Origin of the sequence: Pseudomonas sp. RC10-4-2, assembly GCF_050433085.1 — a bacterium.
In the GTDB taxonomy this organism is placed as follows: Bacteria; Pseudomonadota; Gammaproteobacteria; order Pseudomonadales; family Pseudomonadaceae; genus Pseudomonas; species Pseudomonas aeruginosa.
The window spans coordinates 1,292,723-1,318,822 of the sequence record NZ_JBNPXX010000002.1 but is presented as its reverse complement, the minus strand read 5'-3'; the positions used below and the strand labels follow the sequence as shown (position 1 = coordinate 1,318,822).

Sequence of the window (26,100 nt, the reverse complement as noted above, 5' to 3'; positions counted from 1 at the left end):
CGATCATGCGTGCGCCCAGAGAAACAGGAACGTTCAGGGAGGTTCCGCATGAGCATCACATCCACCGACATCTGCCAGGCCGCCGATGCCCTCAAGGGGTTCGTCGGTTTCAACCGAAAGACCGGCCGCTACATCGTGCGTTTCAGCGAAGACTCCTTCGGCATGGACGTCGCCGACGACAGCATCACGCCCACCAGCGAGTTCGTCTGGAGTTCGGTACGCGACGACGTCATGCGCCTGGGCCGCGAGCAGTTGCAGATCCTGCTGGAACAGAACATCAACGAACGACTGAACATCGGCGAGCCGCTACTGGTCTATCTGCGCCGCCAGGACCTGCCGGAAATCACCGCACAACGCCAGTTGCGCTGAGCGCCGTCGATCGCCGCCCGCGCCGGGCGCTGCGCCACGCATTATGCTGGAAGCGTCCGCCGCCGTCCGGCGCCGCGGACGCCATCGGCCATCCGGCGCGCCACGCAGGTGCTGCGTGGGGAGGTGAACGCCATGAGCAAGGGACTGAACGCGAAGAAGGAAACTCGTAGGAAACCGCTGAAAACCGCCCAGGAGAAACGCCTGGCGAAACGAGCGAAAAAACACGCTCCGACGGCGCCGCTCGGCACCCCACCGCGGAGCTGAGCCAGGCCGGAGCAGAGCCGCAGGCGCAACCGCTCAATCGTCCGCGGCGGGGTCCAGGTCGGGGAACAGCACCTCGGTGAAGCCGAACTTGCTGAAGTCGGTGATTCGCGAGGGATACAGGCGGCCGATCAGGTGGTCGCACTCGTGCTGCACCACCCGCGCATGGAACCCTTCGACGCTGCGGTCGATCGGCTGTCCCTGCGGGTCCAGGCCCTGGTAGCGGATGCGCCGATGGCGCGATACCGCGCCGCGCAACCCCGGCACCGACAGGCAGCCCTCCCAGCCCTCTTCCATCTCGTCGTCCAGCAGGGTGATCCGCGGGTTCAGCAGGATGGTCGGCGGCACGGCCGGGGCGTCCGGATAGCGCTCGCTGCGCTCGAAACCGAAGATCACCAGCTGCAGGTCGACGCCGATCTGCGGCGCGGCCAGCCCTACCCCGCCGACGTGATGCATGGTTTCGAACATGTCGTCGATCAGCCGTTGCAGCTCCTCGCTGCCGAACAGTTCGGACGGCACCGGCTGCGCGATACGCAACAGGCGCTCGTCACCCATCTTGAGGATTTCCCGGATCATGCCGCCCCCTGATAAAGGTCAGTAACGCCCTACATGCTCAGCCAGAAAACCAGACAGGACAAGACGCAAAGCGCTTCCATCTCCGGCAATTGCGCCATTGATTTGACACCGAACGGCTTTCTTTCCCGGCACATCCGGTAATATTCGCCGCACACCGACTACACTGGCCAGTCGTGCCACCCCGCTACGTTTTCCTGGAGGAAACCTTTTTGCCTTCGTTGCCCACCTTGCAGCCCCTCGACCTCTACAGGCGCACCCTGGCCTGCCTGGTCCTGGCGGTTTCCTGCCTGGGCGGCGGAGGCCTGTGGGCGGACGACGCACGGACGTCGGTCGAGCAACGCAGCAATGCGGTCAGCCAGGTTCTGCTGGGCATATTCAGCTACGTGCGCTGGCCGAAGGAGCCGGCGGTCCTGCAACTCTGCGTGGTCGGACCGACCGAGTACGCCGACGGCCTGCTCCGCGGCATGGTGCAGGCCAATGGCAGGCGCGTGCATGCGGAACGCCGCGCGGTGGACAACCCGGACCTCGGCACGCTCTGCAACGTGATCTACCTCGGAGTGGTCGACGAGCGCGAGCGCCAGCAGGTGTTCCGCAGCCTGGCCGGGCATCCGGTGCTGTCCATCAGCGAGCGCGGCACCGAATGCAGCGTCGGCAGCATGTTCTGCCTCAACGTCGGCGGCCCGCGCATCACCTTCGAGGCCAATCTCGACTCCATCGCCCGCAGCGGCGTACGCGTGCACCCGAGCGTATTGAAACTGGCAAGGCGGCAGGCCACTCCGTGATGAACCGTCGTCGTCGCTATACGGGTTCCAATCCATCGCTGCGCCGGGTGCTCTATCGCGCGCACCTGGGCGTGGCGCTGGTCGCGGTATTCACCGCCGGGCTGGCGGTGACCCTGGTCGGCCTGCTGACCCTGCGCGCCTATGCCGACCCCAACCAGCAACTGATCGCCCGTTCCATCAGCTATACCGTCGAAGCCGCAGTGGTCTTCGGCGATGCCCAGGCCGCCGAGGAGTCCCTGGCGCTGATCGCCTCCAGCGAAGAGGTCTCCAGCGCCATCGTCTACGACCGCCAGGGACAGACCCTGGCCAGTTGGCATCGGGAAAGCACCGGGCCGCTGCACCTGCTGGAACAGCAACTGGCGCACTGGCTGCTCAGCGCGCCGACCGAACAACCGATCCTGCACGACGGCCAGAAGATCGGTTCGGTGGAGGTGAAGGGCTCCGGCGGCAGCCTGCTGCGCTTCCTGCTCACAGGTTTCGCCGGCATGGTCCTGTGCCTGCTGCTTACCGCCCTGGGCGCCTTCTACCTGTCGCGGCGGCTGGTACGCGGTATCGTCGGCCCGCTCGACCAACTGGCGAAGGTCGCGCATACCGTGCGCCGCGAACGGGATTTCGAGAAGCGCGTACCGGAAGCCGGCATCGCCGAGCTGAGCCAACTGGGCGAGGACTTCAACGCCCTGCTCGACGAACTCGAATCCTGGCAGGCGCGCCTGCAGGACGAGAACGCCTCGCTGGCGCACCAGGCCCACCACGACAGCCTGACCAGCCTGCCCAACCGCGCCTTCTTCGAAGGCCGCCTGAGCCGGGCGCTGCGCGATGCCAACGAGCATCGCGAGCAATTGGCGGTGCTGTTCATCGACAGCGACCGCTTCAAGGAGATCAACGACCGCCTCGGCCATGCCGCCGGCGACACCGTGCTGGTCAACATCGCCATGCGCATCCGTGGGCAGTTGCGCGAAAGCGACCTGGTGGCGCGCCTGGGCGGCGACGAATTCGCCGTCCTGCTCGCACCGCTGGCGTCCGGCGCCGACGCCCTGCGCATCGCCGACAACATCATCGCCAGCATGCAGGCGCCGATCCGGCTCAGCGACGGCAGCACGGTGAGTACCTCGCTGACCATCGGCATCGCCCTCTATCCCGAGCATGCGGATACCCCGGCGGCGCTGCTCCACGACGCCGACATGGCGATGTACATCGCCAAGCGCCAGGCCCGCGGCAGCCGGCGCCTGGCGGAACTCAACGACCCCCGCATCCTTCAGGAAGAAAAGGAGATAGACAGTGCTACCCCAGAGGCTCCACCCAAGTAGATTGCTTGCCCTCGCCCTGTTCAGCCTTGTGCTGGGCCTGGCCGGTTGCCAGACCAAGCCGCCGCAGACCGGCCTGAGCGCCGAGCAGATCGCCGTGCTCCAGGAGCAGGGCTTCGAACTCCGCGACGAAGGCTGGGAGTTCGGCATGTCGAGCAAGGTGCTGTTCGGCAACAATCTCGACCGTCTCAATCCCGACAGCCGCAACACCCTGACCAAGATCGCCCGCGCCCTGCTCGCGGTAGACATCGACAAGGTCCGCCTGGAAGGCCACACCGACAACTACGGCGACGAAGGCTACAATCAAAAGCTCTCCGAACGGCGCGCCGAATCGGTGGCCGCGGTATTCCGCGAAGCCGGCATGCCGGCGGCCAACATCGAGGTCCGCGGCCTTGGCATGAGCAAGCCGGTGGCCGATAACAAGACCCGCGCCGGCCGCAGCGAGAACCGCCGCGTCGCCATCATCGTTCCCGCCGAGTAATCCTGCGCTCGCGGGCTGCGTACGGCCCACCCGTACCTGGCCCGTCCATCGCCCGGCCCCGCCACTACCCCGCTTCCGGCCGGGAAGAAGCCAGCAGACCGGCGTACCGGCCGCCGCTGCCGCGGATGCTAGACTGAATGCTGCGCAAGAAACCGACAATCCCGGCCGACCTGCCGCTTGCGGGTGCTCCGGGATTCACCGACAGGGGGTATCGACCTTTGCCTGTTCGCCCAAGGAACAGGCCGTCAGACGATGGGAGGCATGTCATGAACCGGCATTACTACATCAGCGACAACCTCGACGAGCTGGAACGGCTCGAAGCCGAACTGGAAGCCAGCGGCATCGCCACCGAGCAGATCCACGTCCTCAGCGAAAAGGACGCGGAGACCGGCCAGCGCCATCTGCACGAAGTCTCTCCGTTCATGAAGAAGGATGTGGTCCGCTCCGGCCGTGTCGGCCTGCTGGTCGGCCTCGTCCTGGCCATCGTCGCCGTGGCCTTCGCCTATGCCAGCGGCTGGACGGAAACCGCCGCCGGCTGGATTCCGGTGATCTTCCTCGGCGCCATGCTCTGCGCGTTCTGCCTGTGGGAAGGCAGCTTCTTCGGCCTGCAGCGCACCAACCGCGCCTTCCGTCCCTTCGAAGAACGCCTGCACCAGGGGCAGCACCTGTTCTTCGTCGATGTGAAGAACGCCCAGGAGCCGATCCTGGTCAACGTGGTCAGCCACCACCCGCGCCTGCAGGACGCCGGCACCGGCCCCGCGGTCTCTCCGCTGCTGCTGGGCTGGCAGCAACGCTGGCGGCAGTTCCGGCGGATGGTCTGAGCGGCGGGGCCTGCGCACCGCGCAGGTCCTGCGGCGTCCCTCCGGCTGCTAGAATATCCGGCTACCCGCCCGCCATCCCGGCCGGCGCGGCCCGTCAGGAAACTCCATGAAACTCGATAAAGCGGCAGCCATCGCACAGCTCAACCAGGCCTTGGGCATGTCCGTGCTGGATGCCGGCAACACCCTGCTCGCCCGCTTCAACAAGAGCAAGAACGTCTGGTGGTTCGATATTCCGCTCAGCCAACTGAAGGCCGGCAAGTTCCTCAACCTGCTGCTGGCGAACCCGGCCGGCGATGCAGTGGAGCACCTGAAGGTGCCCACCGGTTTCCTTCGCCAGCAGCAGGACAGCCTGGAACTGCGCGACAAGAACGCCCGCCGGCCGACCCTCAGCCTGGAGCTGAGCGCGGACCCCGGCAAGCGCCTGCGCGACGTCCGCCCCGGCGGCGCTGGCCTGGACTTCGCCCCGTTCCTCCAGCCCTGAGCGGAAACCTCAGCGCGGCAGTTCGATGCGTTCCGGGTGGATCAGGATCAGGCCTTTCTTGTAGAGGCCGCCGATGGCCTTCTTGAAGGTCCCCTTGCTGACCCCGAAGAGCCGGTGGATATCTTCCGGCGAACTCTTGTCGCTGAGCGGCAGGCTGCCGCCGGCCTCCAGCAGCCGGGCGAGAATCTGCTGGCTCAGCTCGACGGCGGCCTCGGCGCCGACCGGCTGCAGGCTAAGGGCGATCTTGCCGTCCGCGCGCAATTCCTTGATGTAGCCCTGTTCGCGCATGCCGCTGCGGAGGAACTTGAACGCCTCGTTCTTGTGGATCAGGCCCCAGTGCTTGCCCTCGATGATCGCCTTGAAGCCCATCTCGGTACGCTCCACCACCAGCAGGTCGACCGCCTGGCCGACGCTGTAGCGCGGCGGCAGGTTGTCCAACTGCCGGTCCAGGCGCGCGGTGGCGGTGATGCGGTTGGTGCGCTTGTCCAGGTAGACGTAGACCACGCAGTAGTCGCCGACCTGCAACGGACGCTTCTCTTCCGAATGCGGCAGCAGCAGGTCCTTGGGCAGGCCCCAGTCGAGGAACAGGCCGATCCGGTTGATCTCCACGACCTTCAGGCTGGCGAAACCGCCGACCTGGACCTTGGGCGTCTGGGTGGTGGCGATCAGGCGGTCGTCGCTGTCCAGGTAGATGAACACGTTGAGCCAGTCACCCACTTCGCTGGGCTGGTCCTTCGGCACATAGCGCTTGGGCAGGAGGATCTCGCCGTGCTGGGTACCGTCGAGATAGAGCCCGAACTCCGTGTGCTTGACCACCTGCAGTGAATTGAAACGCCCGATGACCGCCATGTTGTCTCCCCCTGTCGAAGGGGCGGCATTCTACCGGGCGCCACGCAGGCGGGCGGAAGTTTTTGCCGGTACGCCGACGCCGCTCATCGCCTTGCCGGCCGTTCGCGCCGAAACATCCTGAACCACGCGGACATTTCCCAAATGCCGACTGTCTACTGGCAGTAAGCACAACGATGTTTCAAAATCGTGAACCCTAAAGACTTTTTTGGAACATCCTTATCAAGGATTCTCGCTGCCGCTCATCAGGAGTTCCTGTGCGTCCACTCAGCCGTTGGCTCTCATCTTGCGGCTCGCTTCTGGCGCTGGCCGCGCTGTTCCTGGTCGTTCCCCTCGCCGGCCGCTACTGGCTCGGCTGGTCGACGCCGTTCGGCTATCTCTCGGACCTGGCCCTCGGCAGCCTGCTGGTGCTGCTCCTGCATCGACGCTCCCTGTGGTTCGCGCTCCCGGTCATGCTGCTCTGGTGCCTGTTCCTGATCGGCAATGCCGAACTGGTCGGCGCGGTCGGGCGCATGCCGGAACCTTCCGACCTCAAGTACCTGCTGGATCCGCAGTTCGTCAGCAGCTCCACCCAGGGCGGCGGCCTCGCCCACCTGCCACTGGCGCTCGGCCTCGGTGGCGCGACATTGCTTTGCGTGCTGCTCTGGCGTCGCCGCGGTCCGCGCCTGCCGCGCTATGCCTACGCGCTGCCGGCGGCGTTCCTGGCGGCGCATGTCGGCCTGCAATACCTGCGTCCGAGCGATGCCGACCAATGGCAGCAGTACAACCTGCCGCACAAGCTGCTGGCCAGCGCGCTCAGCAGTGGCCAACTGGCGGTCGAAGACTGGCTCGCCGACGACCGTCCGGACACCCCGCCGGACGTCGCCGGGCTCAACCAGCTCGACCTTTCCGGAACGCCGCTGCTGGCCGGCGGAGGGCGCGCGCGCAACGTCCTGATCGTGGCCATGGAGGGAATCCCCGGCGCGTATATCGCCGCCAACCGCGCCGCCATCAACAGCAGCTACCACGAAGCGCCGATGCCCAGACTGAGTGGCTGGGCCGAACGGGCGATGACCACCCCGGACTACGTGCTGCACAGCCACCAGACCATCCGCGGCCTCTACGCCATGCTCTGCGGCGACTACAGCAAGCTCGACTCGGGCACGCCGAAGGGCGTCGAGCTGCTCAACAACCCGGCCCGGGCCAGGGAGTGCTTGCCCGCCCAGCTGCGCCAGCACGGTTTCAGCACGCACTTCCTGCAGGGTGCCGGCCTGCGCTTCATGGCCAAGGACAAGGTCATGCCGCAGATGGGCTTCGACAAGACCCTCGGGCGCGACTGGTTCCGCAACACGTCCTACCTGGAGTTTCCCTGGGGCATGGACGACAAGGCCTTCTTCGAGGGCGCCGCGACCTACGTGAAGCAGCTGCGCCAGCAGAAGAAACCCTGGATGCTGACCCTGCTCACCGTCGGCACCCACCAGCCCTACTCGGCGCCTGCCGACTACCTGGCCCGCTACCCGAGCGCCAAGCAGGCCGCGGTGGCCTATCTCGACGACGCGATCGACGCCTTCCTCGCCGACCTGGAGAAACAGGGCGTGTTGCGCGACACCCTGGTGGTGCTCACTTCCGACGAATCCCACGGTGTCGACCAGGTGCGCCTCGCCTCGGCCTGGGGCTTCAACCTGGTACTGGCACCGGAACAGGCGGCGCTGCCGCCGATCAAGAGCGGCGTCTACGGCCACGTCGACCTCGCCGCGTCCGTCCTCGACTATTTCGGCTACCGCGTGCCGGCGGGGATTTCCGGGCGCTCGCTGTTCCGCGACTACGCCAGCGGCCGCGAAATGATGTCCTACACCAACGGCATGCTGCGCCACCACGACGGCAAGGACACCTTCGTCGAATGCGATTTCCAGCAGGTCTGCCGGCGCTACCGCAGCGAGGGCTTCATCGCCGACGAAGCCGAGTTCCTCGGTCGCTTCAGCGGTCGCCAGGCACGCCTGGTCAGCCAGCGCGCCGCCGTCCTCGACCACTCCGTGCAACAGGCCGGCCAGTTGGGCCAGGAGTTCCAGTTCGCCACCCACGAACGCATCCGCCTGAAGCCGGAAACCCACAACGACTGGACCGACAACCTGATCGGCGCGCAATACCTGGAGATGCCGAAGAACAGCAGGACCACGGTCACCCTGAAGATCCGCGCCTTGCAGATGGACCGCAACGGCGCCCGGGTGACGCTGAAGACCAAGGAGTTCGAACGCGACGTTCCCATACCGGTACCGGACATCCCGCGCCTGCTCAAAGGCAAGCCGCTGGACATGAGCTTCACCTTCGACAACCCGGAAGCGCGCAAGGCCTTCTCCTTCCACTTGCTCGCCGAGGGCCGCGGGATCATCGAGATCAGCGACTTCCACGTGGTCACGGCGGCCAACCCGGAACCCGTGGAAAGCCGCAGCCAGGTCGCCGAAGCGGCGAAGGAACAGCCGCTGCTGAGCACCCTGAAAAGCCTGTTCGCCAACCGCCCCGAAACCGAGGAAGCGGAACGCGCGGACGCCCCTCGGGAGCGCACCGTCATCCCCGAACAGAAGGCCCTGATCCTTTCGCACTGACCGCGCCGGAGCGGCCCACCCGGCCGCCGCGCGCTCCCCGCTGAACCCAGCGCCGTCGCGGGCGTCGAAGATTCGCAAGCAACCAGGCGAAACGGAGAACGGCATGAAGCACCTGGCATTCCTCGCCCTCGGCGGACTCCTGCTGGCGCCCCTGGCCGAAGCGGCCAGCTTCGATTGCGAAAAGGCTGAGCGAGCGGACGAAAAGGCCATCTGCGCGAACCGGGCGCTGAACGACAAGGACGTCGAGATGAGCGTCAAGTACCACTTCCTCCGCGGCCTGTTCGCCATGGGCGGCCGCGGCGCCATGCAGGACCGGCAGCAGGACTGGCTGCGCGAGCGCCGGCGCTGCGGTGGCGACACCGACTGCCTCTCCCGCGCCTACGCGCAGCGTATCGACGAGCTGGACAAGCAGTACGCGGGCATCGACAAGCCGCTCTGAAGCTAGCGTCCGCCGGCAGCGAACTGCAGTTCCGCCAGGCGCGCATAGAGCGGGTTCTCGGCGATCAGCCGGGCATGGCTACCAATGGCCACCAGCCGCCCCTGGTCGATCACCGCGATGCGGTCGGCGCTCTGTACCGTGGCCAGGCGATGGGCGATCACCAGGGTGGTACGTCCGCTCATCAGGCCTGGCAGGGCCTGCTGGATCAGGTGCTCGCTTTCCGCATCCAGGGCGCTGGTCGCCTCGTCGAGCAGCAGCACCGGCGCGTCTACCAGCAACGCCCGGGCGATCGCCAGGCGCTGGCGCTGGCCGCCTGACAGGCCGATGCCGCCCTCGCCCAGGTGGGTGGCGTAGCCCTGCGGCAGACCCAGGATGAACTCGTGGGCATGCGCGGCACGCGCTGCGGCCTCGACCTCGGCGGCGCTGGCATGCGGACGGCCGTAGCGGATGTTTTCCTCGACGCTGCCGAAGAACAGCGCGGGGTTCTGCGACACCAGGGCAAAGCTGCGGCGCAAGTCGGCCGGGTCCAGTTCGACGATCGGCTGTCCGTCCAGCAGCAGCCGTCCCTGCTGCGGATCGAAGAAACGCAGGAGCAGATCGAACAGGGTCGACTTGCCGGCGCCGGAAGGTCCGACCAGGGCCAGGGTTTCCCCCGGTTCGACGGCCAGGCTGATGTCGTCGATGGCCCAGTGTTCGGGACGGGTCGGATAGGCGAAGCGCACCGCCTGCAATTCGATCCTCCCGCTCACCCGTGCCGCCAGCTTGCGTGGTTGCGCTGGCGAGCGGATCTCGCTGCGCGCCCTGAGCAGCTCGGCGATGCGCTCTGCGGCGCCGGCGGCGCGCTGCAATTCGCCGATCACCTCGCTGAGGGTGCCGAAGGCCATGCCGACGATCAGGCTGTAGAAGACGAACGCGGCCAGTTCGCCGGCCGAGATGCTGCCGGCGATCACGTCGCGGCCGCCGACCCAGAGCATGACGCCGACCGCGCCGAGCACCAGCACGATCACCACGGTGATCAGCCAGGCGCGCTGGGCGATGCGCTTGCGCGCGGTGTCGAAGGCGCGTTCGACGGTGCCGGCGAAGCGCTGGCGATCCTGCGCCTGGTGGTTGTAGGCCTGCACGGTCTTGATCTGACCGAGGGTTTCACCGACGTAGCTGCCGACGTCGGCCACCCGGTCCTGGCTTTCCCGCGACAGGCTGCGCACGCGGCGGCCGAACAGCAGGATCGGGGCGATCACCAGCGGCAACGCCAGCACCACGATGCTGGTCAGCTTGGCGTTGGTGACGAACATCAGCAGCACCCCGCCGACCAGCATCAGGGCATTGCGCAGGGCCATCGACAGCGAGGAACCGATCACCGTCTGCAGCAGCGTAGTGTCGGCGGTCAGGCGCGACTGGATCTCGGAGCTACGGTTGGTTTCGTAGAAACCGGGATGCAACTCGATCAGGTGGTCGAACACGCGCTTGCGGATATCGGCGACGAAGCGCTCGCCGATCCAGGACACCAGGTAGAAGCGCACGAAGGTGCCCACGGCCAGGCCGAGCACCAGCACGAAGAACAGCAGGATGTAGCGATTGAGCAATTCGGGCGAGGCGGTGAGGAACCCCTGGTCCACCAGCAGGCGGATGCCCTGGCCCAGGGACAGGGTGATCGCCGCGGTGAACAGCAACGCCACCAGAGCCCCGAGCATGCGCCAGCGGTAAGGCGCCATGAAGCGCCAGGCCAGGCGCAGGGCGATACGTTGGCGGGAGGAGAGAATGGCTGGCATGCGGCGCTCGCTCGGCGGCTGGGGTTCCGCAGGTTAGCACCGGGAACGCAGCGAGGCGATGCATGCCCCGGCCGGCAGCGCGATGATATCGACGTATATATCCGGGCAACTTAGCCGATAACTAATCGTGAACTTTTCATTATTCTCGATATAGGTGAGATAGAGGCCCGGAGAACTTTCTCGCATCAACTAATGCAAACATTGGAATTCATGCCGGGATGCGCGAAGGAGTTATCCACCTGGCGGTATCCTGCGTCGCCCGGGGTCGGCGGGACATCCAGCCGCGGAGACCTCGAGCAGTTCGCCGCAGGCTCGCCAATGCCGCAGCGCCTCGCTCGGGTATTGCCTAACGGACTTTATAGAAAACAGCAGGTTACGTCCGAAATCTGATCGACAATATTCAAGATGAAATAAAACGCCGCTTCGGTTATAATGAACGGCCATATTTAATGCAGAGACAGGTCCCCGGATATGGCCATCATGAAGAAAACCGTCGCGCCGAAAGCCGCCAAGCCGGCTCCCGCGGTCGAAACCCGCGAGTCCATCGAAGCGCAGGTCGCCGCCTTCCTCCAGGCCGGCGGCGAGATCCAGAAGATCGCCAAGGGCGTCAGCGGCCAGGTCTACGGCCCGTCGCGGCAGATCACCATCAGCAAGAAGCGCTGATCGCCCGCCCCTCGCCGGGGACTACGAAGGGGATGGCAGGCCGGCACGCAGATGTGCCACGCTCCATCCCCTTTTTCATTGCCTGAATCCCGAGCCCTTCATGCCTGGCCATCCCGATCCACTGCACGGCGTCACCCTGGAAAAACTGCTCACCGAACTGGTCGCCCACCACGGCTGGGCGGAGCTTGGCAAACGGGTCGACATTCGTTGTTTCAGGAACGACCCGAGCATCAAGTCCAGCCTCGCCTTCCTGCGCAAGACGCCCTGGGCCCGGGAAAAGGTCGAGGCGCTCTACGTCCAGCTCAAGCGCAACCAAGGCTGAAGGCTAGCGCGCCAACCCCAGGCGCAGCAATTGCCCGTCCTTCTGGTCGGTGAGCAGGTAGAGATAGCCGTCCGGGCCCTGCCGCACGTCGCGGATGCGCACCCCGAGATCGCCCAGCAGGCGCTCTTCGTGGACGATCCGGTCGCCATCCAGTTGCAGGCGGATCAGTTCCTGCGTCGCCAGCGCGCCGATGAACAAATTATGCTGCCAGGCCGGGAAGCGCTGCGCATCGTAGAACGCCATGCCGCTGATCGCCGGCGACTTCTCCCAGACATGGTGCGGCGCCTCGGTACCTTCGACGGCCTTGCCCCTGGCTTCGGGGATCGGCAGCAGGGTGTAGTTGATTCCATGGGTCGCCAGCGGCCAGCCGTAGTTCCCGCCGGCCTGGGGTATGTTGATCTCGTCGCCGCCGCGCGGGCCGTGCTCGTGGGTCCAGAGCCGGCCGGTCCAGGGATTCAGCGCGGCGCCCTGCTGGTTGCGGTGGCCATAGCTCCAGATCTCCGGCCGCGCGTCGGCACGGCCGACGAAGGGATTGTCCTTGGGAACGCTGCCGTCCGGATACAGGCGGACGATCTTGCCCTGCAACTTGTCCAGGTCCTGCGAGGTGCTGCGCTGGTTGTTCTCGCCGAGGGCGATGAACAGGTGGCCCTTGCCGTCGAAGACCAGGCGCGAGCCGAAGTGATGGCCGCTGGAAAGCTTCGGCAACTGCCGGAAGATCACGTGGAAGCCCTCCAGCCGTCGCTTGTCCGCCGATAACCGGCCACGTCCCGCCGCCGTTCCGGCGCGGCCGTCCTCGCCGGCCTCGGCATAGGTCAGGTAGACCAGCCGGTCCTCGGCGAACCCCGGCGACAAGGCGACGTCGAGCAGTCCCCCCTGGCCGCTGGCGAAGACCCTGGGTACGCCTTCCAGCGGCGCCGACAACTGTCCCTCGGGACTGACGAAACGCAAGCTGCCGGGCCGCTCGGTGACCAATATGCCCTGGTTGTCCGGCAGGAAGGCGACGGCCCAGGGATAGGCCAGACCGCCAACCACCGGGGTGACCTCGACGGCGCCCAGCTCGCTGTCGTGGCGACCGGCGTCCACCGCCTCGACCGACGGAGCGAGCAGCGCGACGGCGCTCAGCAGGATGGCATTCAAAGACAGGCCCGGCATGCGTTCTCTCCTTCCCCAAGCGAAAAACACCACTCTAGTCGCAGATCCGCCGCGCCTGGCAGTCCGCACACGGGCTGTAACAAACCCGCCCCTCAAAGCAAGGCGACCATTTCCTTGAGGGTCACCGCCCAGGTGCCCTTGGCATTGATATAGCGATAGCCGAACCGGGAACCATGCGCCTCGCTGGTGATCACCGCGTTCCAGGCCTGCCCGCGCGGCAGGTCGTGGGCCGGGTCGAGGAGCAGGAAGGCGCGCTCGCTCATGCCGATGGCCAGGCCCCAGTGGCGGATATCGCTGCCCTTGCGGCCGTGGAAACCGAGCACTACCGGAAAGCCGGCCTCCAAGTATTCGCGGGTGTGCCGGACCAACCTGCGCCCCTCGCCCTTGAGGGCGAAATGCTCGGTATCGTTGATCTCGGCCAGCAGCTCCAGCAGGTCGACGCCGGTGGTGCCGACGCGCAGCAGCGGGCCGTGCTGGTCCAGCGCCTTCATCAGGCGCCCGTAGCGACTGCGACTGTCGACCCGCTCCAGGCCCTTGGCCTGGCGCCGGCGCAGTTGGCCGCGGACCAGCATCGCCATGACCAGACAGTAGGGCCCGCAAGCGCCGTCCATGTCGCCCTGGCGCAGATGGACCTTGTCGCCATTGGCGTTGCACAGGCCGCCGCTGCCATCCTCGTCCAGGTCCCATTCCAGGCCATCGATCAGGCGTGACTGCATGAGGGTCTCCTCTCCGGTTCCTTAAGTTGGGACCGAGCGGGCGCCGAATCATTCCTCGGCGCCCATCGCCACAACGAGTAAACTGGCGGTCTTTCATTCCAGTAGCCTCGCCATGACCGACCCGATCCGCCTGTCCAAACGCCTCGCCGAACTCACCGCCTGCTCGCGCCGCGAAGCCGAGCTGTACATCGAGGGCGGCTGGGTCAGCGTCGACGGCGAAGTGATCGAGGAGCCACAGTTCAAGGTGCTCGACCAGCGCGTGGAGCTGCTGCCGGGCGCCCGCGCGGAAACGATCGAACCGGCCACCCTGCTGTTGCACAAGCCGGCCGGCTGGCGCCACGACGATTTCGAAGGCCTGCTCGCTGCGGGGCGGCGCTGGAGCGATGACCCCAGTCCCTTGCGAGCGCTGAAAAAACACTTCGCCCGCCAGCGTCCCACCCTTGCGCTGGACAGCGAGGCTTCGGGGCTGGTGGTGTTCAGCCAGCAGCACGGCGTACTGCGCAAGCTGGTGGACGACGGTGCACGGCTGGAGCAGGAATACCTGGTCGAGGTCGCCGGCGACCTGGCCGCCGGCGGCCTCGAGCGCCTGCGCCACGGCCTCGCCTACCAGGGCCGCAGGCTATCGCCGTGCAAGGTCAGTTGGCAGAACGAAAGCCACCTGCGCTTCGCCCTCAAAGACGTGCTGCCCGGCCAGTTGCGCTTCATGTGCGAAAGCGAGGGGCTGGAAGTGCGGAGCATCCGCCGCCTGCGCATCGGCGCGCTGTCGCTGGCCAGGCTACCGCTCGGCGAATGGCGCTACCTCGGCCTCCACGAACGCTTCTGAGCGCTCATTCGAGGCCACGCAGGGCGCGCCCCGGCGACTGCCCGCAGACCCGCCGGTACATGGCGATGAACGCGCTGTCGCTGGCGTAGCCCAGGGCGTGGGCGACCTCGGTCACCGAGCGGCCTTCGGCCAGGCGCCTCCGCGCTTCGAACAAGCGCGCCTGGGTTCGCCAGCGGGAGAAACCCAGGCCGGTCTGCTCGGTGAACAGACGCGCCAGGGTCCGCCCGCTGGCGCCGACCTCACGTCCCCATGCCTCGATGCTCCAGTCCAGCGCGGGTTGCGCCAGCAGCGCCTCGGCCACCTTCAGCGCCCGCGCATCGCGCGGCATCGGCAGGCTCGCGGCGTGTGCCGGCGCGCTCGCCAGTTCATCGAACAGTGCGCGCAACAGCGTCAGGTGCGGCCCTTCCAATTGCAAGTCGGCTGCCCAGCCGGTCATGCGCAGGATCAGTTCGCGCATTAGCGGCCCGACTTCGAGGACCTGGACGCTGTCCGGCAGCTCGGCGAACGCCGAGGGTTCGAAGTACAGGCTACGGTAGGCGAAGCGCCCGTGCAGGACCGTGCGATGCGGTACGCCGGCCGGCAGCCAGGCGGCCTGGAGCGGCGTCAATTGGCAAATGCGCTCGGCGAAATACAGCGTGACGCTACCGGCCGCCATGTACAGCAACTGCGCGCGCCGGTGGCAATGCCAGTCGCTGCGGTGGCCGGTGCTGTCGACCTCGAGGCCGACCACCGGGCAGCGGGCGAGATCGGGATCCTCGACCCGTTCGTAGGGATAGCGCGGCACCTTGTCCTCTTCGCGATGTTTTCCGTCCTGACCGCAGCATTCTGCCAGGCGCAGGCGGCCTAGGCTTGGCTCTTTTTTCCGGAGCCATCATGCCTGACCGTCCTCGCCCTCCCCTGCTGCTGGTGCTCGCCCTGCTAGCCCTGCCGCAAGTCGCCGAAACCATCCTTTCCCCCGCGCTGCCGGCCCTGGCCAGCCACTGGCGACTGGACGACGCTACCAGCCAGTGGACCATGGCGCTGTTCTTCGTCGGTTTCGCCCCCGGCATCTGGCTCTGGGGCTGGCTGGCCGACCGCCTCGGCCGGCGCCCGGCTCTGCTCGGCGGGCTCGGCCTGGCGGCCCTGGCGACCTTCGGTGCCTGGGCCAGTACCGACTATTCCTACCTGCTTGCCTGTCGCCTGGTCCAGGGCCTCGGCCTGGCGACCTGCTCGGTGACGGTGCAGGCCAGCCTGCGCGATGTGCTGCAAGGCCCGGCGTTGATGAGCTATTTCGTCACGCTCGGCGCGGTGCTGGCCTGGTCGCCGGCAGTCGGCCCCCTCGGCGGCCAGTGGCTGGCCGACCTCGGCGGGCACCCGGCGGTGTTCGCCACCCTGGCGGTGCTGCTCGCCTCGCTGGCGGCGCTGGTCGTCCCGGCCTGGCCGGAAACCCGTCCGCTGCTGGCGGGCACGCCCGAGCCCGCGACCCTGGCGATCTTCCGACGGGTCCTGGCCGACCGCCCGCTACAAACGCGCGCACTGCTGGTGGCGGTGCTCAATGTGCTGGTGTTCTCCTTCTACGCCGCCGGGCCGTTCATGGTCGGCGACCTGCCCGGCCTGGGCTTCGGCTGGATCGGCCTGGCCATCGCCATTGCCGGGAGCCTCGGCGCCTTGCTCAACCGACGCCTGCCGCGCACCTGGAACAGCGCTCGCCGGGTACGCCTGGGCCTAGCGCTGGCGGCCGCCGGCGCGACAGCGCAGACGCTGTTGGCCGCCGTCGGATACGCCGAAGGCCTGTATTGGGCGCTGCCAGCCCTGCCGATCTTCATCGGCTTCGGCGTGGCGATTCCCAACCTGCTGGGTCCGGCGCTGCACGCCTACGACGATTGCCGGGGACGCGCCGGAGCCCTGTTCGGGCTCGCCTACTACCTGCTGATCGGCCTCGGACTGGGCGCGTCCACCCTGCTACCGTTCGACCGTCCCTGGCCGCTGGCCGCGTACTGGAGCCTGCTGGGCCTGGTCGCACTGCTGCTGGCCAGGCGGCTGCCGGAATGAAAGCGGCGCCAGGTACGCCCGTGCAAACCGGACGACCGGCCCGGAAAGCCGGATAGGGCGGCCGTCGCGACGCTGCTATGCTGTGATGGCACAGCGCCCATGCGGACCCGCAGAACGTGGCCAGAACGACGCTCGAATCGATCCAGCACGCCATCGAGGTGAATTCGTCCCTGGCCCTTCCCATCGCCCTGGAGAATCTCTCGCGTCTGACCCACCTCGCGCTGCTGACCGTCCCCTTCAACCTGATCCACATCCTGGTGTTTTCCCTCAAGGACTTCCGCCCGGACCTCGGCCATCAGCTCTGGCGCCAGGAAATCATGTACGCCCATGGCGCCATGGCCCTGCTCTTCGGCGGCATCGGCCTGCTCGCGCTATGGCTGCGCCGCCAGCCGCCCAAGCTGTGGCGCATGCGCCTGCTGATCCTGCTGGGCGGCGCAGGGATCATAGGCTTCGGCGTCGCCATCGCCTGCATCGACCAGCGCATCACCAGCAACATCACGCCGCTGCTGCTGGCCTGTTTCGCCTGCGCCATGTTCATCCTGATCCGCCCGGCCTACGCGGTGCCCTTCTACGGTCTGGCGATGCTGGCCTTCGAGGTGGCGATGGACCACGCCCAGGCCGACCCGCAACTGCGCCTGTCGAACCAGGCCAACGGCCTCACCGCGTTCGGCCTCGGCCTGCTGCTGTCGCTGATCCTCTGGCACGGCCACGTGCGCAACCTGCGCCAGCAACGCAAGCTGGAGTTGCAGCGGCAGGAGCTGGAGGAGAAGAATCGCCAGTTGGAGTACCTGGCCGGTCACGACCCCCTGACCGGCCTGTTCAATCGTCGCGAGTTCGACCAGTTGGTGCTCATGGAGCTCGCGCGCATCGCTCGCCAACCGCAGCCGCTGAGCCTGCTGATGGTCGACCTGGATCACTTCAAGTACATCAACGACCGCTATGGGCACCCCTTCGGCGACGAGGTCATCCGCCATGCCGCCAACCTGCTGCGCGGCAATACCCGTAGCAGCGACAGCGTGGCGCGCCTGGGCGGGGAAGAATTCCTCCTGCTCCTGCCCGACACCGCCGAGCAGCAGGCTCGCAGCCTTGCGGAAAAACTCCGCGAACGCCTCGAAGGTACCCCGCTGGCGACGCAGGACGGCGTGCTCTGCCTGACCGCCAGCTTCGGCGTGGCCAGCCTCGACGGAGGCGGCCAGGCCAGCTACGAGCAGCTCTACAGCGCCGCCGACCAGGCTCTCTACCGGGCCAAGAGCAGCGGTCGCAACCGGGTGGAAGTGATTCGCCTGGCCAGCCTCGCGGAAAGCCTGCGGTAACAATTGATCGGCCGGCCCTGACGAGCGGTCGGTCAGCCGCCCGAACCTTGGTTAAGATGGTCCGTGGCGCTCTAGCTCGCCGCTCTTCCTGCCCTTCCGACCTGCCCGACCTCGCCCGGCCCCTTGCCGCGGCCTTGCCGTTGGCGTCGTGCGGGAAGACCGGCGCAGCGCCGTTGTCCGCATTACCAGGGGAGAACCATGCTCAAGCACCTGCTCGTGCTCACCTGTGCCCTGCTCGCCAGTTCCTCGGCCCTGGCCCAGGTGATGGCCCGCGACCTGGGCGATTTCGAACTCAAGCTGGCCACCAGTCCGACCCGCAGCATGGCCCAGGGCCTGGTCACCCCGGGCAGCTCCGGCAGTTTCCACGGCGGCCTCGACCTAAGCCACGAAAGTGGCTGGTACATCGGCAACTGGACCTCCAACCTCGACCCCGGCAAGCCCACCGAGATAGACTCCTACGCCGGCTTCAAGCGCCCGCTGAACAACCGCCTGGGCTACGAAATGGGCCTGATCCGCTACAGCCGCCCGGAGCAGCCGGCCAACGACGCAGCCGAACTCTACGGCGGCCTGTCGATCTTCGGCAGCCGGCTCGGCGCGGCCCTGAGCAGCGACCCGGGGCGCAACGACACCACCCTGTTCGCCGACCTCGGGGTCAACCCGCCGTTCGGTTTCGACGTCACCCTGAAGTACGGCAACCATCGCCTGGACAACCCGGCGAGCCTCAGCGGCGGGGGCTACGTGAGCGTCTTCAACGACTGGTCGGTGAACCTCTCGCGGCCCTGGCTGGGCATCGACCTGAACCTGTCCTACAGCGGCACCAGCCTGACCGGCAGCGATTGCAGCGCCTACTCGGGACACAACAGCTACTGCGACACCACATTCATGCTGAAGGCGTCGCGTCCGTTCTTCTGAGTCGTCAGTCGTCCTGGCGGCGGGTACGCTGGGCGAGTTCGTCGAGCTGTTTCTGCTCGCGCTTGTCCTCGGCCTGGCGCGCCTCTTCCAGGTAGCGCTCGACCAGCTTGCGCAGCCCTTCCAGGCGGGCGTATCTCTCCTGCCAGTTGAGCCGCGCCTTGTCCACCGCCTCGCGGTGCCAGGTCACGCTGTTGGCCTGCTGGGCGACGGCGGTCTCCAGTTGCGAGAGGAAGCGCTGGTAGTTCATCAGCCACTGGCCGCTGACGCCCTTCTGGCCCTGGCTGATCCATTGCTGCTGGTAGTCGTTGCGGTAGCGTTCCAGCTCCGCCAGCTTCTGCTGTGCCGCGAGCAATTGCTGCTGGCACCTGCCCAGCTGGGTCGCGGCATCCCGCTCGGCCTTGCTGGCCATGTCCACCACCGGCGCCAGCCGCGCCGCGCGCTTCTCCATGCCTCAGCGCGCCTCAGGCCTGCCCGCCGGCGAGCAGGCTCGCCAGCCGCGCACGGCTTTCCGCCAGGCTTTCGCTTTCGTCGAGGCCCTGGCGCAGGAACTGGCGCATGACCGGGAAGCGCGCGATGGCCAGGTCGGTCTCGGGATCGCCGCCGGCCACGTAGGCACCGACGCTGATCAGGTCGCGACTCTGCTGGTAGCGCGACCAGAGCTGCTTGAAGCGCTGGGCGTCGCGCAGGTGCTCGGCCTCGACCACCTGCGGCATCACCCGGCTGATCGAAGCTTCGATATCGATGGCCGGATAGTGGCCTTCCTCGGCTAGCCGCCGGGACAATACGAAGTGCCCGTCGAGCACGCCGCGAGCGGCGTCGGCGATCGGGTCCTGCTGGTCGTCGCCCTCGGAGAGCACGGTGTAGAACGCGGTGATCGAGCCGCCACCGGCTTCGGCATTGCCGGCGCGTTCCACCAGCTTCGGCAGCTTGGCGAACACCGATGGCGGATACCCCTTGGTCGCCGGTGGCTCGCCGATGGCCAGGGCGATCTCGCGCTGGGCCTGGGCGTAGCGGGTCAGCGAGTCCATCAGCAGCAATACGTTCTTGCCCTTGTCGCGGAAGTACTCGGCGATCCGCGTGCAGTATTGCGCGGCACGCAGGCGCATCAGCGGCGCGTCGTCGGCCGGCGAGGCGACCACCACGGAGCGCTTGAGGCCTTCCTCGCCGAGGATCTCGTCGATGAACTCCTTCACCTCGCGGCCCCGCTCGCCGATCAGACCGACGACGATGATGTCGGCCCTGGTGAAACGGGTCATCATCCCCAGCAGCACCGACTTGCCCACCCCGGTACCGGCGAACAGGCCGAGGCGCTGGCCGCGGCCGACCGTGAGCAGGCCATTGATCGAGCGGATGCCGACGTCGAGAGGTTCGCTGATCGGGTGGCGCTTGAGCGGGTTGATCGTCGGGCCGTCCATCGGCACCCAGTCTTCGGCGCGCATTCCGCCCTTGCCGTCGAGGGCGCGGCCGGCGCCATCGAGCACCCGGCCGAGCATCGACATGCCCATCGGCAGGCGCCCGGTGTCCGGCAGCGGCACGACCCGCGCGCCAGGCGCGATGCCGGCGAGGCTGCCGACCGGCATCAGGTACACCTTGCTACCGGAAAAGCCCATCACTTCGGCCTCCACCTGCACCGGGTGGTAGCCGCTTTCGTTGATCACGTTGCAGCGGCTGCCGACCGCGGCCTGCAAGCCTTCGGCTTCGAGGGTCAGGCCGACCATGCGCAGCAGGCGGCCCTCGACCACCGGCTGCGCCGGCAGCGAGACAGCCTCGGTGTAGCCCTCCAGGCGCCTGGCGAAACTGGTTCGCTCAAGGCGCATCGACGTCTCCGGGGGCGTCGAGGTCGATCCGGATGTCGCTGGCCAGCGGATGGGTCGCCTGTTCGCGCTGTTGCTCGAACAGTTGCTTCACTGCCTGCGCCAGGCGCGTCTCGATGGTCGCGTCGATGCGACTGTGCTCGGTCTCGATGCGGCAGCCGCCGGGCAGCAACGAATCGTCCTCGAGAATCCGCCAGCTCTCTTCGTGGCGCTCGCGCAGCGCCTTGACCCGCTCGAAGTCCTGCGGGTTGACATGGATACGGATGTTCGCCGCGCCCATCGGCAGCAGCTTCAGAGCCTCGCGCAGGACCTGGCGGACATGGCTGGAGTCCATGTGCAGTTCGCGCTGGATCACTTGGCGGGCAACGTGGTTGACCAGGTTGACCATGCCCTGCTCGATCAGGGCGTCCTGCTCGGCGATGGGTTCCAGAAGCTGCGTCATCAGACGCTCGAGACTTTGCAGACGCTCCTTCAGCGCCTCCTCGGCTTCCTGCCGCGCCTTCAACTGGCCGGCGTGGAAACCGTCGCGCTCGCCGGTGGCGAAGCCTTCGTTGTAGGCGTCCTGGCGGATCGCCTCGATCTCCTCCAGCGTCGGCGGCTTGACGGTCTCCAGCTCGACCTCTTCCACCGCCGGCGGCGCCGGCGCGGGTTCGGCGACCGCGGGCACCTGCGGCGCGGCAACGGCCGGCTCGTCGCGCGGCTCGTCGAAGCTCGGCAACGACCAGAGGCCGAAGGCCGCCACGTCCTTGCCGCGGATCAGTTCGCTGGGATTGTCTTTGTCCTTGTCGTGGGGGACCACCTCAGATCATCTCCTCGCCACCCTTGCCGCCCAGCACGATATCGCCGGACTCGGCCATGCGCCGGGCAATGGTGAGGATTTCCTTCTGCGCACCTTCCACTTCGCTGACCCGTACCGGCCCCTTGGCCTCCAGGTCGTCGCGCAGCAGCTCGGCGGCACGCTTGGACATGTTCTTGAAGACCTTCTCGCGGATCGCCTCGTCGGAGCCCTTGAGCGCCAGCACCAGTACGTCCGAGGAGACTTCCCGGAGCAGCGCCTGGATGCCACGGTCGTCGACGTCGGCGAGGTTGTCGAAGACGAACATCAGGTCCTCGATCTGTCCGGACAGGTCTTCGTCGACCTCGCGGATCGAATCCATCAGCTGGCCTTCGATGGAGCTGTCGAGGTAGTTCATGATGTCCGCCGCGCGCTTGACCCCGCCCATGGTGGTGCGGGTGGCGTTGGAATTGCCGGCGAACTGCTTCTCCAGGATCAGGTTGAGTTCCTTCAGCGCCGAGGGCTGCACGGTGTTCAGCGAGGAGACGCGCAGGACGATATCCAGGCGCACCTTGTGGTCGAAATGGCTGAGCACCTCGGCGGCCTGGTCGGGATCGAGGTAGGCGACCACGATGGCCTGGATCTGCGGGTGTTCGTAACGGATCACGTCGGCCACGGCACGCGGCTCCATCCACTTCAGGCTGTCCAGGCCGCTGGTGCTGCCGCCGAGGAGGATGCGGTCGATCAGGTTGTTGGCCTTGTCCTCGCCGAGGGCCTGGGTGAGCATCTTGCGGATGTAGCCGTCGGCACCGACGCCGAGGCTGGTCTGGTCGCCGACCACTTCGACGAACTCGCCCATCACCTGCTCGACCTGTTCGCGATGCACGTTGCGCATCGACGCCATGGCCACGCCGACCCGCTGCACCTCTTTCGGTCCCATGTGCCGCAGCACCTGCGCCGCGTCGGTCTCGCCGAGCGACAGGAGCAGGATGGCGGCCTTGTCGACCTTGGTCAGTTTAGCGGCGAGACGATTCTCACTCATGGCGCTTACTCATCGGCGTTGATCCACTCTTTCACGACCTGGGCGACGCGGCCCGGGTCCTGTGCGACCAGGTTCTTGATCGCGTTCAATTGCGCATCATACCCCTCCGTGGGGCTCGGCAGGAGGATGCTCGACGGCCCGCCGATGCTCACCCGGTCGTCGGCCAGCGAGCCTTCCAGGCCACTCTCGCCCAGCGCCAGGTCGCCGTCGCGACCGCCGCCGCCGGCCAGCGACTTGCCCTTGCCGCCGCCGGTGATGTTGCTCAGCACCGGACGCAGCACGCCGAACACCAGGACCAGGATGAACAGCACGCCGAGCACCTGCTTGACGATGTCCCAGAACCACGGCTGCGAGTAGAACGGAATGCTGTCGATCTCTTCGGCCTGGGCCGGGGCGAACGGCGCGTTGATCACGCTGACGCTGTCGCCGCGGCTGGCGTCGTAGCCCACCGAGTCCTGTACCAGGCGGGTGAAGCGCGCCAGTTCGTCGGCGCTCCAGGGCTGGTGGCTGACCTCGCCGGTCTTCGCGTCGACCTTCATCTGGTCGTCCAGCACCACCGCCACCGACAGTCGGCGCAAGCGCCCCTGCTGCTGCTTGGTGTAGCTGATCGAGCGGTCCAGTTCGTAGTTGCGGGTGGTCTGGTCGCGCTTGTCGGTCGGGTACGGCGCCAGCTCCGGCTTGCCGGTCTTCGGATCGATGATGGTCTGGCCGTTGGCGTCCTTCAGCGGCTGGCCCGGCGCGACGTAGTCGGCCGGCGCGCTGGCGGTGGCCTGCTGCGGCGCGCTGGCCGGGCCCGGCGGCTGGTTCGACAGCGCCCCCGGCACGCCCTGCGGCCCGGACGAATTCTGCCGTTCCTCGTTGTTGCGTTGCTCGCTGCGCAGGGCCGGCTGGTCCGGGTTGTACATCTCCGAGGTCGACTCGACCGCGCTGAAGTCGACGTCGGCGGACACCTCGGCCTTGTAGCGACCGTTGCCCAGCACCGGTTGCAGGATATTGTGCACGCGCTGGGTGAGCAGGCCCTCCATGCGCCGGGTGAAGTCGAACTGCTTGCCGGCCATGGTCAGCTCGGAGAGTTCCTGCTGGTCGGAGAGCAGGTTGCCCTTCTGGTCGACCACGGTGACCTGCGACTTGTCCAGCTCCGGCACACTGGTGGCGACCAGGTTGACGATCGCCATCACCTGGCTCGGCTCCAGGCTGCGCCCCGGATACAGCTCGACCAGCACCGAGGCGCTGGGTTTGCGGTCGTCGCGAACGAACACCGAACTCTTCGGGATCGCCAGGTGCACGCGGGCGGCCTTGACGTTGTTCAGGCTCGACACGGTGCGCGCCAGCTCGCCTTCCAGGCCGCGGCGGTAGTTGGTGGCCTCCATGAACTGGCTGGTGCCCAGCGCCTGTTCCTTGTCGAGGATCTCGAAACCGACGTTGTTGTCGGTCGGCGCCACGCCGGCGGAGGCCACCTTCATGCGTGCCCGGCCGAGGTCGTCGGCCTTGACCAGCAGCGCGCCGGAGTTGGGTTCGACCTTGTAGGGAATGTCCGCCGCGGTCAGCGCTTCCACCACACGGTTCGCGTCGACCCCGTTGAGGCTGCCATAGAGCGGCTTGTAGTCCGGCTGCTGGGACCAGAGCACGACGGCGAAGCCGATCGCCACGCTGGCGGCGAGACCGACCAGCAGGCCGATCTGGCGCAGCATGGTCATCTCGGAAAGGTTGTCGAGGAACGACAGTCCCGGGAAGGATTTCTTCAGCATCCCGGCACCGCCGCTCTTGGCGGGAACCTGGCTGTCGATCAGTGCATCGGCCATGAACTAGTTATCCTCGCGCCGCTCAGACCGGCATCTGCATGATGTCTTGGTAGGCCTGGACCAGTTTGTTGCGCACCTGGGTCATGGCCTGGAACGACACGCTGGCCTTCTGGCTGGCGATCATCACGTCGGTCAGGTCGACGCCGCTCTGGCCGACCTCGAAGGCGTTGGCCATCGCGGTGGAGGCCTGCTGGGTCTCGTTCACCTTGTCCACGGCCTGGGAAAGCATTTCCGAAAAGCTCGGCGCCCCCACTTCGGCCGGCGCCTGAACCGGTTTGGCCTTGGCCATGGCTTCCATTTGCATGGAACGCATTTCCAGCATCAGACGATTGAACTCGACACCCTGACTCATGACTCTTCCTCCAACAGCCGCGGCTTTTTTGACGCCGCCCGGCACTTTGCAGAGGAGTTAGCAACAAGGGTGCCAAGTCGACCCCAAGGCCCGGCATCGGCGTTCGCCGCCAATGCCCGCGACCGCTGCAGGGTCCGTCCCTGCTCCGGTTATCGGCAGGCGCGCACGCTCGAACAGCCCCGGGCGACGACCGGCGGCGGACGCAAAAGGCCCGCACGAGGCGGGCCTGGGGAACATGGCGAGCACTCAGATGGCGTAGAGATAGGCCTCCACGTCCATCCCCGCGTCGCGCATCTGGGCGAGCTTGTAGCGCAGGGTCCGCGGGCTGATGCCAAGGCGCTCGGCGGCCTCCTTGCGGCGGCCGCGCTCGGTGCGCAGGGTATCGATGATCACCTGGAATTCGCGGCGGCGCAGGTCGTCGCCCAGCGCGCCGCTAGCGTCCTGGCCTGCGGCCGGCGACGGAATCTCGACGCTCGGCGGGGTGGCCGGTGGCATTGCCGGCATGGGCACCGGCACCGGGGCCGCGAGCGGCATGCCGATCGGCGCGGTGAGGCACAGGTCGGCGGGCTGGATCAGGCCGCCCTGTTGCAGGATCAATGCACGCTGGATGGCGTTGTCGAGTTCCCGTACGTTGCCCGGCCAGGCATGCCGGACCAGGCACTGGGCGGCCTCGGGGCCGAGCGCCACCGCGCCGAGGTTCATCTTGCGGCTGTGCTTGCGCAGCAGACGCTCGGCCAGCGGCAGGATGTCCGCAGGGCGTTCGCGCAGCGGCCGCCAGGCCAGCGGGAAGACCGACAGGCGATAGTAGAGGTCCTCGCGGAAACGCCCCGCCGCGACTTCCGCCGCGAGGTCGCGGTTGGTCGTGGCAAGCACGCGGATATCCAGGTTGATCGGCTTGCGCGCACCGACCCGCTCCACCTCGCGCTCCTGCAATACGCGCAGCAACTTGGCCTGCAGGCCGAGGGGCATTTCCGATATCTCGTCGAGAAGAATGGTGCCGCCGTCGGCCAGCTCGAACTTGCCGGGCTGGGCGGCAATGGCGCCGGTGAAGGAACCTTTCTCGTGGCCGAACAGGGTGGCCTCGAGCATGTTGTCCGGGATCGCCGCGCAGTTGATCGCGATGAACGGCTTGCCGGCACGCGGCGATTGCTGGTGGATATAGTTGGCCAGGACTTCCTTGCCGGTCCCGGACTCGCCGGAGATCAGCACGGTGGAATCGCTGCGCGCGACCCGCGCGGCCAGTTCCAGCAACTGCCGGCTGGCCGGCTCCAGGGCCACCGGACCATCCTCCTCGCTGCCCGGCAACTGGCCCAGCGCATGGCGTGCCACCAGGTCGAGCAGCGCCCGCGCCTCGAACGGCTTGACCAGGTAGTCGGCGGCGCCCTGGCGCATCGCCTCGACGGCGCGATCGACCGCGCCGTAGGCGGTCATCAGCAACACCGGCAGGTGCGGGTAGCGTGTACGGATCAGGCCGAGCAACTGGTGCCCGTCCATGCCCGGCATGTTCACGTCGCTGATCACCAGGCTGAAGGCTTCGCGGGCCAGGACCGGCAGCGCCGCCTCCGCCGAGTCCACGGCGACGAACTCGTGACCGCCCAGCAGCAGGGTGTCGCTGAGGGCTTCGCGTAGTGCGCGGTCGTCTTCGACCAGCAGGACTTTGGCTGCCATGGGG

Annotated in this window: 28 protein-coding genes; 15 read left to right on the top strand and 13 right to left on the bottom strand. The window is 67.2% G+C overall.

The window, feature by feature from the left end; genetic code table 11:
* Positions 1 to 48: 48 nt before the first annotated feature.
* Both FHW81_RS14245 and FHW81_RS14240 read left to right on the top strand, forming a co-directional pair.
* Entirely contained in the window at positions 49 to 369 is a 321-nt protein-coding gene (locus FHW81_RS14245; RefSeq protein ID WP_003082265.1) for a DUF2025 family protein, read from the top strand.
* Between the two features lie 132 nt (positions 370 to 501).
* On the top strand, positions 502 to 633 hold the full coding sequence (locus FHW81_RS14240) for a hypothetical protein (RefSeq protein ID WP_254919836.1): 132 nt from the start codon (positions 502 to 504) through the stop codon (positions 631 to 633).
* Positions 634 to 666: 33 nt separating this feature from the next.
* On the opposite strand, the gene def is transcribed toward FHW81_RS14240, so the two are convergent.
* On the bottom strand, positions 667 to 1,206 hold the full coding sequence (gene def / locus FHW81_RS14235; RefSeq protein WP_003120589.1) for a peptide deformylase: 540 nt from the start codon (positions 1,204 to 1,206) through the stop codon (positions 667 to 669).
* Positions 1,207 to 1,415: 209 nt separating this feature from the next.
* On the opposite strand from def, the gene yfiR reads away from it, so the two are divergent.
* From yfiR to FHW81_RS14210, 5 genes are all read left to right on the top strand, one after another.
* On the top strand, positions 1,416 to 1,988 hold the full coding sequence (yfiR, locus tag FHW81_RS14230; protein ID WP_003082257.1) for a diguanylate cyclase inhibitor YfiR: 573 nt from the start codon (positions 1,416 to 1,418) through the stop codon (positions 1,986 to 1,988).
* Positions 1,988 to 3,295 (top strand): diguanylate cyclase TpbB, encoded by a 1,308-nt coding sequence (tpbB, locus tag FHW81_RS14225; RefSeq protein WP_003082256.1) that lies wholly within the window; start codon positions 1,988 to 1,990, stop codon positions 3,293 to 3,295. Before yfiR ends, tpbB begins: the two co-directional genes overlap by 1 nt.
* A complete protein-coding gene (locus tag FHW81_RS14220; protein ID WP_003082254.1) occupies positions 3,267 to 3,773 on the top strand; it encodes an OmpA family protein in 507 nt (168 codons plus the stop codon). Before tpbB ends, FHW81_RS14220 begins: the two co-directional genes overlap by 29 nt.
* 266 nt (positions 3,774 to 4,039) lie before the next feature.
* The gene (locus tag FHW81_RS14215) at positions 4,040 to 4,594 is read left to right on the top strand and encodes a magnesium transporter (RefSeq protein ID WP_003112496.1); all 555 of its coding nucleotides are present in this window, start codon (positions 4,040 to 4,042) and stop codon (positions 4,592 to 4,594) included.
* A 106-nt stretch (positions 4,595 to 4,700) separates the two neighbouring features.
* The gene (locus tag FHW81_RS14210) at positions 4,701 to 5,075 is read left to right on the top strand and encodes a hypothetical protein (protein ID WP_003082252.1); all 375 of its coding nucleotides are present in this window, start codon (positions 4,701 to 4,703) and stop codon (positions 5,073 to 5,075) included.
* A gap of 9 nt (positions 5,076 to 5,084) precedes the next feature.
* On the opposite strand, the gene FHW81_RS14205 is transcribed toward FHW81_RS14210, so the two are convergent.
* Positions 5,085 to 5,924: a CvfB family protein gene (locus tag FHW81_RS14205; RefSeq protein WP_003082250.1), complete on the bottom strand. Its 840-nt coding sequence runs from the start codon at positions 5,922 to 5,924 to the stop codon at positions 5,085 to 5,087.
* 254 nt (positions 5,925 to 6,178) lie between these two features.
* Here FHW81_RS14205 and FHW81_RS14200 point away from each other — a divergent pair, with 254 nt between their 5' ends.
* The gene (locus FHW81_RS14200) at positions 6,179 to 8,503 is read left to right on the top strand and encodes an LTA synthase family protein (RefSeq protein ID WP_003082248.1); all 2,325 of its coding nucleotides are present in this window, start codon (positions 6,179 to 6,181) and stop codon (positions 8,501 to 8,503) included.
* Positions 8,504 to 8,606: 103 nt separating this feature from the next.
* Positions 8,607 to 8,942, top strand: coding sequence for a lysozyme inhibitor LprI family protein (locus FHW81_RS14195; protein WP_003086480.1), 336 nt, complete (start codon positions 8,607 to 8,609; stop codon positions 8,940 to 8,942).
* Positions 8,943 to 8,944: 2 nt separating this feature from the next.
* On the opposite strand, the gene hcuC is transcribed toward FHW81_RS14195, so the two are convergent.
* Positions 8,945 to 10,711, bottom strand: a complete 1,767-nt coding sequence (hcuC, locus tag FHW81_RS14190; protein WP_003082245.1) for a hydrophobic compound transporter HcuC — start codon at positions 10,709 to 10,711, stop codon at positions 8,945 to 8,947.
* Between the two features lie 471 nt (positions 10,712 to 11,182).
* On the opposite strand from hcuC, the gene FHW81_RS14185 reads away from it, so the two are divergent.
* Both FHW81_RS14185 and FHW81_RS14180 read left to right on the top strand, forming a co-directional pair.
* Positions 11,183 to 11,374, top strand: coding sequence for a hypothetical protein (locus FHW81_RS14185; RefSeq protein ID WP_003109112.1), 192 nt, complete (start codon positions 11,183 to 11,185; stop codon positions 11,372 to 11,374).
* Between the two features lie 100 nt (positions 11,375 to 11,474).
* Positions 11,475 to 11,696, top strand: coding sequence for a VF530 family DNA-binding protein (locus FHW81_RS14180; protein WP_003082243.1), 222 nt, complete (start codon positions 11,475 to 11,477; stop codon positions 11,694 to 11,696).
* 3 nt (positions 11,697 to 11,699) lie between these two features.
* On the opposite strand, the gene hcuB is transcribed toward FHW81_RS14180, so the two are convergent.
* Both hcuB and hcuA read right to left on the bottom strand, forming a co-directional pair.
* On the bottom strand, positions 11,700 to 12,848 hold the full coding sequence (gene hcuB / locus FHW81_RS14175; RefSeq protein ID WP_023090742.1) for a hydrophobic compound transporter HcuB: 1,149 nt from the start codon (positions 12,846 to 12,848) through the stop codon (positions 11,700 to 11,702).
* A gap of 92 nt (positions 12,849 to 12,940) precedes the next feature.
* Entirely contained in the window at positions 12,941 to 13,564 is a 624-nt protein-coding gene (gene hcuA / locus FHW81_RS14170; RefSeq protein ID WP_003086467.1) for a hydrophobic compound transporter HcuA, read from the bottom strand.
* A 112-nt stretch (positions 13,565 to 13,676) separates the two neighbouring features.
* On the opposite strand from hcuA, the gene FHW81_RS14165 reads away from it, so the two are divergent.
* Complete coding sequence (locus tag FHW81_RS14165) at positions 13,677 to 14,387, top strand: rRNA pseudouridine synthase (RefSeq protein ID WP_003086466.1); 711 nt, start codon at positions 13,677 to 13,679, stop codon at positions 14,385 to 14,387.
* Between the two features lie 4 nt (positions 14,388 to 14,391).
* Here the strand turns inward: FHW81_RS14165 and FHW81_RS14160 are convergent, their stop codons facing one another.
* Positions 14,392 to 15,171: an AraC family transcriptional regulator gene (locus tag FHW81_RS14160; RefSeq protein ID WP_003082235.1), complete on the bottom strand. Its 780-nt coding sequence runs from the start codon at positions 15,169 to 15,171 to the stop codon at positions 14,392 to 14,394.
* An 89-nt stretch (positions 15,172 to 15,260) separates the two neighbouring features.
* On the opposite strand from FHW81_RS14160, the gene FHW81_RS14155 reads away from it, so the two are divergent.
* The 3 genes from FHW81_RS14155 (at position 15,261) to FHW81_RS14145 (ending at position 18,643) form a co-directional block, all read left to right on the top strand.
* A complete protein-coding gene (locus FHW81_RS14155) occupies positions 15,261 to 16,418 on the top strand; it encodes a multidrug effflux MFS transporter (RefSeq protein WP_003082230.1) in 1,158 nt (385 codons plus the stop codon).
* Positions 16,419 to 16,534: 116 nt separating this feature from the next.
* Entirely contained in the window at positions 16,535 to 17,731 is a 1,197-nt protein-coding gene (gene roeA / locus FHW81_RS14150; protein ID WP_003082226.1) for a diguanylate cyclase RoeA, read from the top strand.
* Positions 17,732 to 17,929: 198 nt separating this feature from the next.
* Positions 17,930 to 18,643: a TorF family putative porin gene (locus FHW81_RS14145; protein ID WP_003086461.1), complete on the top strand. Its 714-nt coding sequence runs from the start codon at positions 17,930 to 17,932 to the stop codon at positions 18,641 to 18,643.
* Positions 18,644 to 18,647: 4 nt separating this feature from the next.
* Here the strand turns inward: FHW81_RS14145 and fliJ are convergent, their stop codons facing one another.
* From fliJ to fleR, 7 genes are all read right to left on the bottom strand, one after another.
* On the bottom strand, positions 18,648 to 19,091 hold the full coding sequence (gene fliJ, locus FHW81_RS14140; RefSeq protein ID WP_003082220.1) for a flagellar export protein FliJ: 444 nt from the start codon (positions 19,089 to 19,091) through the stop codon (positions 18,648 to 18,650).
* Positions 19,092 to 19,104: 13 nt separating this feature from the next.
* Positions 19,105 to 20,460 carry a flagellar protein export ATPase FliI gene (gene fliI / locus FHW81_RS14135; protein ID WP_003086458.1) on the bottom strand — a complete coding sequence of 452 codons (1,356 nt, stop codon included), beginning with the start codon at positions 20,458 to 20,460 and terminating at the stop codon, positions 19,105 to 19,107.
* On the bottom strand, positions 20,450 to 21,256 hold the full coding sequence (gene fliH, locus FHW81_RS14130) for a flagellar assembly protein FliH (RefSeq protein WP_003082217.1): 807 nt from the start codon (positions 21,254 to 21,256) through the stop codon (positions 20,450 to 20,452). Before fliH ends, fliI begins: the two co-directional genes overlap by 11 nt.
* A 1-nt stretch (position 21,257) precedes the next feature.
* The gene (gene fliG / locus FHW81_RS14125; RefSeq protein ID WP_003082212.1) at positions 21,258 to 22,274 is read right to left on the bottom strand and encodes a flagellar motor switch protein FliG; all 1,017 of its coding nucleotides are present in this window, start codon (positions 22,272 to 22,274) and stop codon (positions 21,258 to 21,260) included.
* 5 nt (positions 22,275 to 22,279) lie between these two features.
* Positions 22,280 to 24,076, bottom strand: coding sequence for a flagellar basal-body MS-ring/collar protein FliF (gene fliF, locus FHW81_RS14120; RefSeq protein ID WP_003109118.1), 1,797 nt, complete (start codon positions 24,074 to 24,076; stop codon positions 22,280 to 22,282).
* A gap of 22 nt (positions 24,077 to 24,098) precedes the next feature.
* Entirely contained in the window at positions 24,099 to 24,428 is a 330-nt protein-coding gene (fliE, locus tag FHW81_RS14115) for a flagellar hook-basal body complex protein FliE (RefSeq protein WP_003086454.1), read from the bottom strand.
* Between the two features lie 246 nt (positions 24,429 to 24,674).
* A complete protein-coding gene (fleR, locus tag FHW81_RS14110; RefSeq protein WP_003082202.1) occupies positions 24,675 to 26,096 on the bottom strand; it encodes a sigma-54-dependent response regulator transcription factor FleR in 1,422 nt (473 codons plus the stop codon).
* Positions 26,097 to 26,100 lie beyond the last annotated feature (4 nt).

Bases quoted from the DNA above. Each gene is read 5' to 3' on its own strand.
- FHW81_RS14245 (WP_003082265.1), top strand. From the start codon at position 49: ATGAGCATCACATCCACCGACATCTGCCAGGCCGCCGATGCCCTCAAG.
- FHW81_RS14240 (WP_254919836.1), top strand. From the start codon at position 502: ATGAGCAAGGGACTGAACGCGAAGAAGGAAACTCGTAGGAAACCGCTG.
- def (WP_003120589.1), bottom strand. From the start codon at position 1,206: ATGATCCGGGAAATCCTCAAGATGGGTGACGAGCGCCTGTTGCGTATC.
- tpbB (WP_003082256.1), top strand. From the start codon at position 1,988: ATGAACCGTCGTCGTCGCTATACGGGTTCCAATCCATCGCTGCGCCGG.
- FHW81_RS14215 (WP_003112496.1), top strand. From the start codon at position 4,040: ATGAACCGGCATTACTACATCAGCGACAACCTCGACGAGCTGGAACGG.
- FHW81_RS14210 (WP_003082252.1), top strand. From the start codon at position 4,701: ATGAAACTCGATAAAGCGGCAGCCATCGCACAGCTCAACCAGGCCTTG.
- FHW81_RS14205 (WP_003082250.1), bottom strand. From the start codon at position 5,924: ATGGCGGTCATCGGGCGTTTCAATTCACTGCAGGTGGTCAAGCACACG.
- FHW81_RS14195 (WP_003086480.1), top strand. From the start codon at position 8,607: ATGAAGCACCTGGCATTCCTCGCCCTCGGCGGACTCCTGCTGGCGCCC.
- hcuC (WP_003082245.1), bottom strand. From the start codon at position 10,711: ATGCCAGCCATTCTCTCCTCCCGCCAACGTATCGCCCTGCGCCTGGCC.
- FHW81_RS14185 (WP_003109112.1), top strand. From the start codon at position 11,183: ATGGCCATCATGAAGAAAACCGTCGCGCCGAAAGCCGCCAAGCCGGCT.
- FHW81_RS14180 (WP_003082243.1), top strand. From the start codon at position 11,475: ATGCCTGGCCATCCCGATCCACTGCACGGCGTCACCCTGGAAAAACTG.
- hcuB (WP_023090742.1), bottom strand. From the start codon at position 12,848: ATGCCGGGCCTGTCTTTGAATGCCATCCTGCTGAGCGCCGTCGCGCTG.
- hcuA (WP_003086467.1), bottom strand. From the start codon at position 13,564: ATGCAGTCACGCCTGATCGATGGCCTGGAATGGGACCTGGACGAGGAT.
- FHW81_RS14165 (WP_003086466.1), top strand. From the start codon at position 13,677: ATGACCGACCCGATCCGCCTGTCCAAACGCCTCGCCGAACTCACCGCC.
- FHW81_RS14155 (WP_003082230.1), top strand. From the start codon at position 15,261: ATGCCTGACCGTCCTCGCCCTCCCCTGCTGCTGGTGCTCGCCCTGCTA.
- FHW81_RS14145 (WP_003086461.1), top strand. From the start codon at position 17,930: ATGCTCAAGCACCTGCTCGTGCTCACCTGTGCCCTGCTCGCCAGTTCC.
- fliJ (WP_003082220.1), bottom strand. From the start codon at position 19,091: ATGGAGAAGCGCGCGGCGCGGCTGGCGCCGGTGGTGGACATGGCCAGC.
- fliI (WP_003086458.1), bottom strand. From the start codon at position 20,460: ATGCGCCTTGAGCGAACCAGTTTCGCCAGGCGCCTGGAGGGCTACACC.
- fliG (WP_003082212.1), bottom strand. From the start codon at position 22,274: ATGAGTGAGAATCGTCTCGCCGCTAAACTGACCAAGGTCGACAAGGCC.
- fliF (WP_003109118.1), bottom strand. From the start codon at position 24,076: ATGGCCGATGCACTGATCGACAGCCAGGTTCCCGCCAAGAGCGGCGGT.
- fliE (WP_003086454.1), bottom strand. From the start codon at position 24,428: ATGAGTCAGGGTGTCGAGTTCAATCGTCTGATGCTGGAAATGCGTTCC.
- fleR (WP_003082202.1), bottom strand. From the start codon at position 26,096: ATGGCAGCCAAAGTCCTGCTGGTCGAAGACGACCGCGCACTACGCGAA.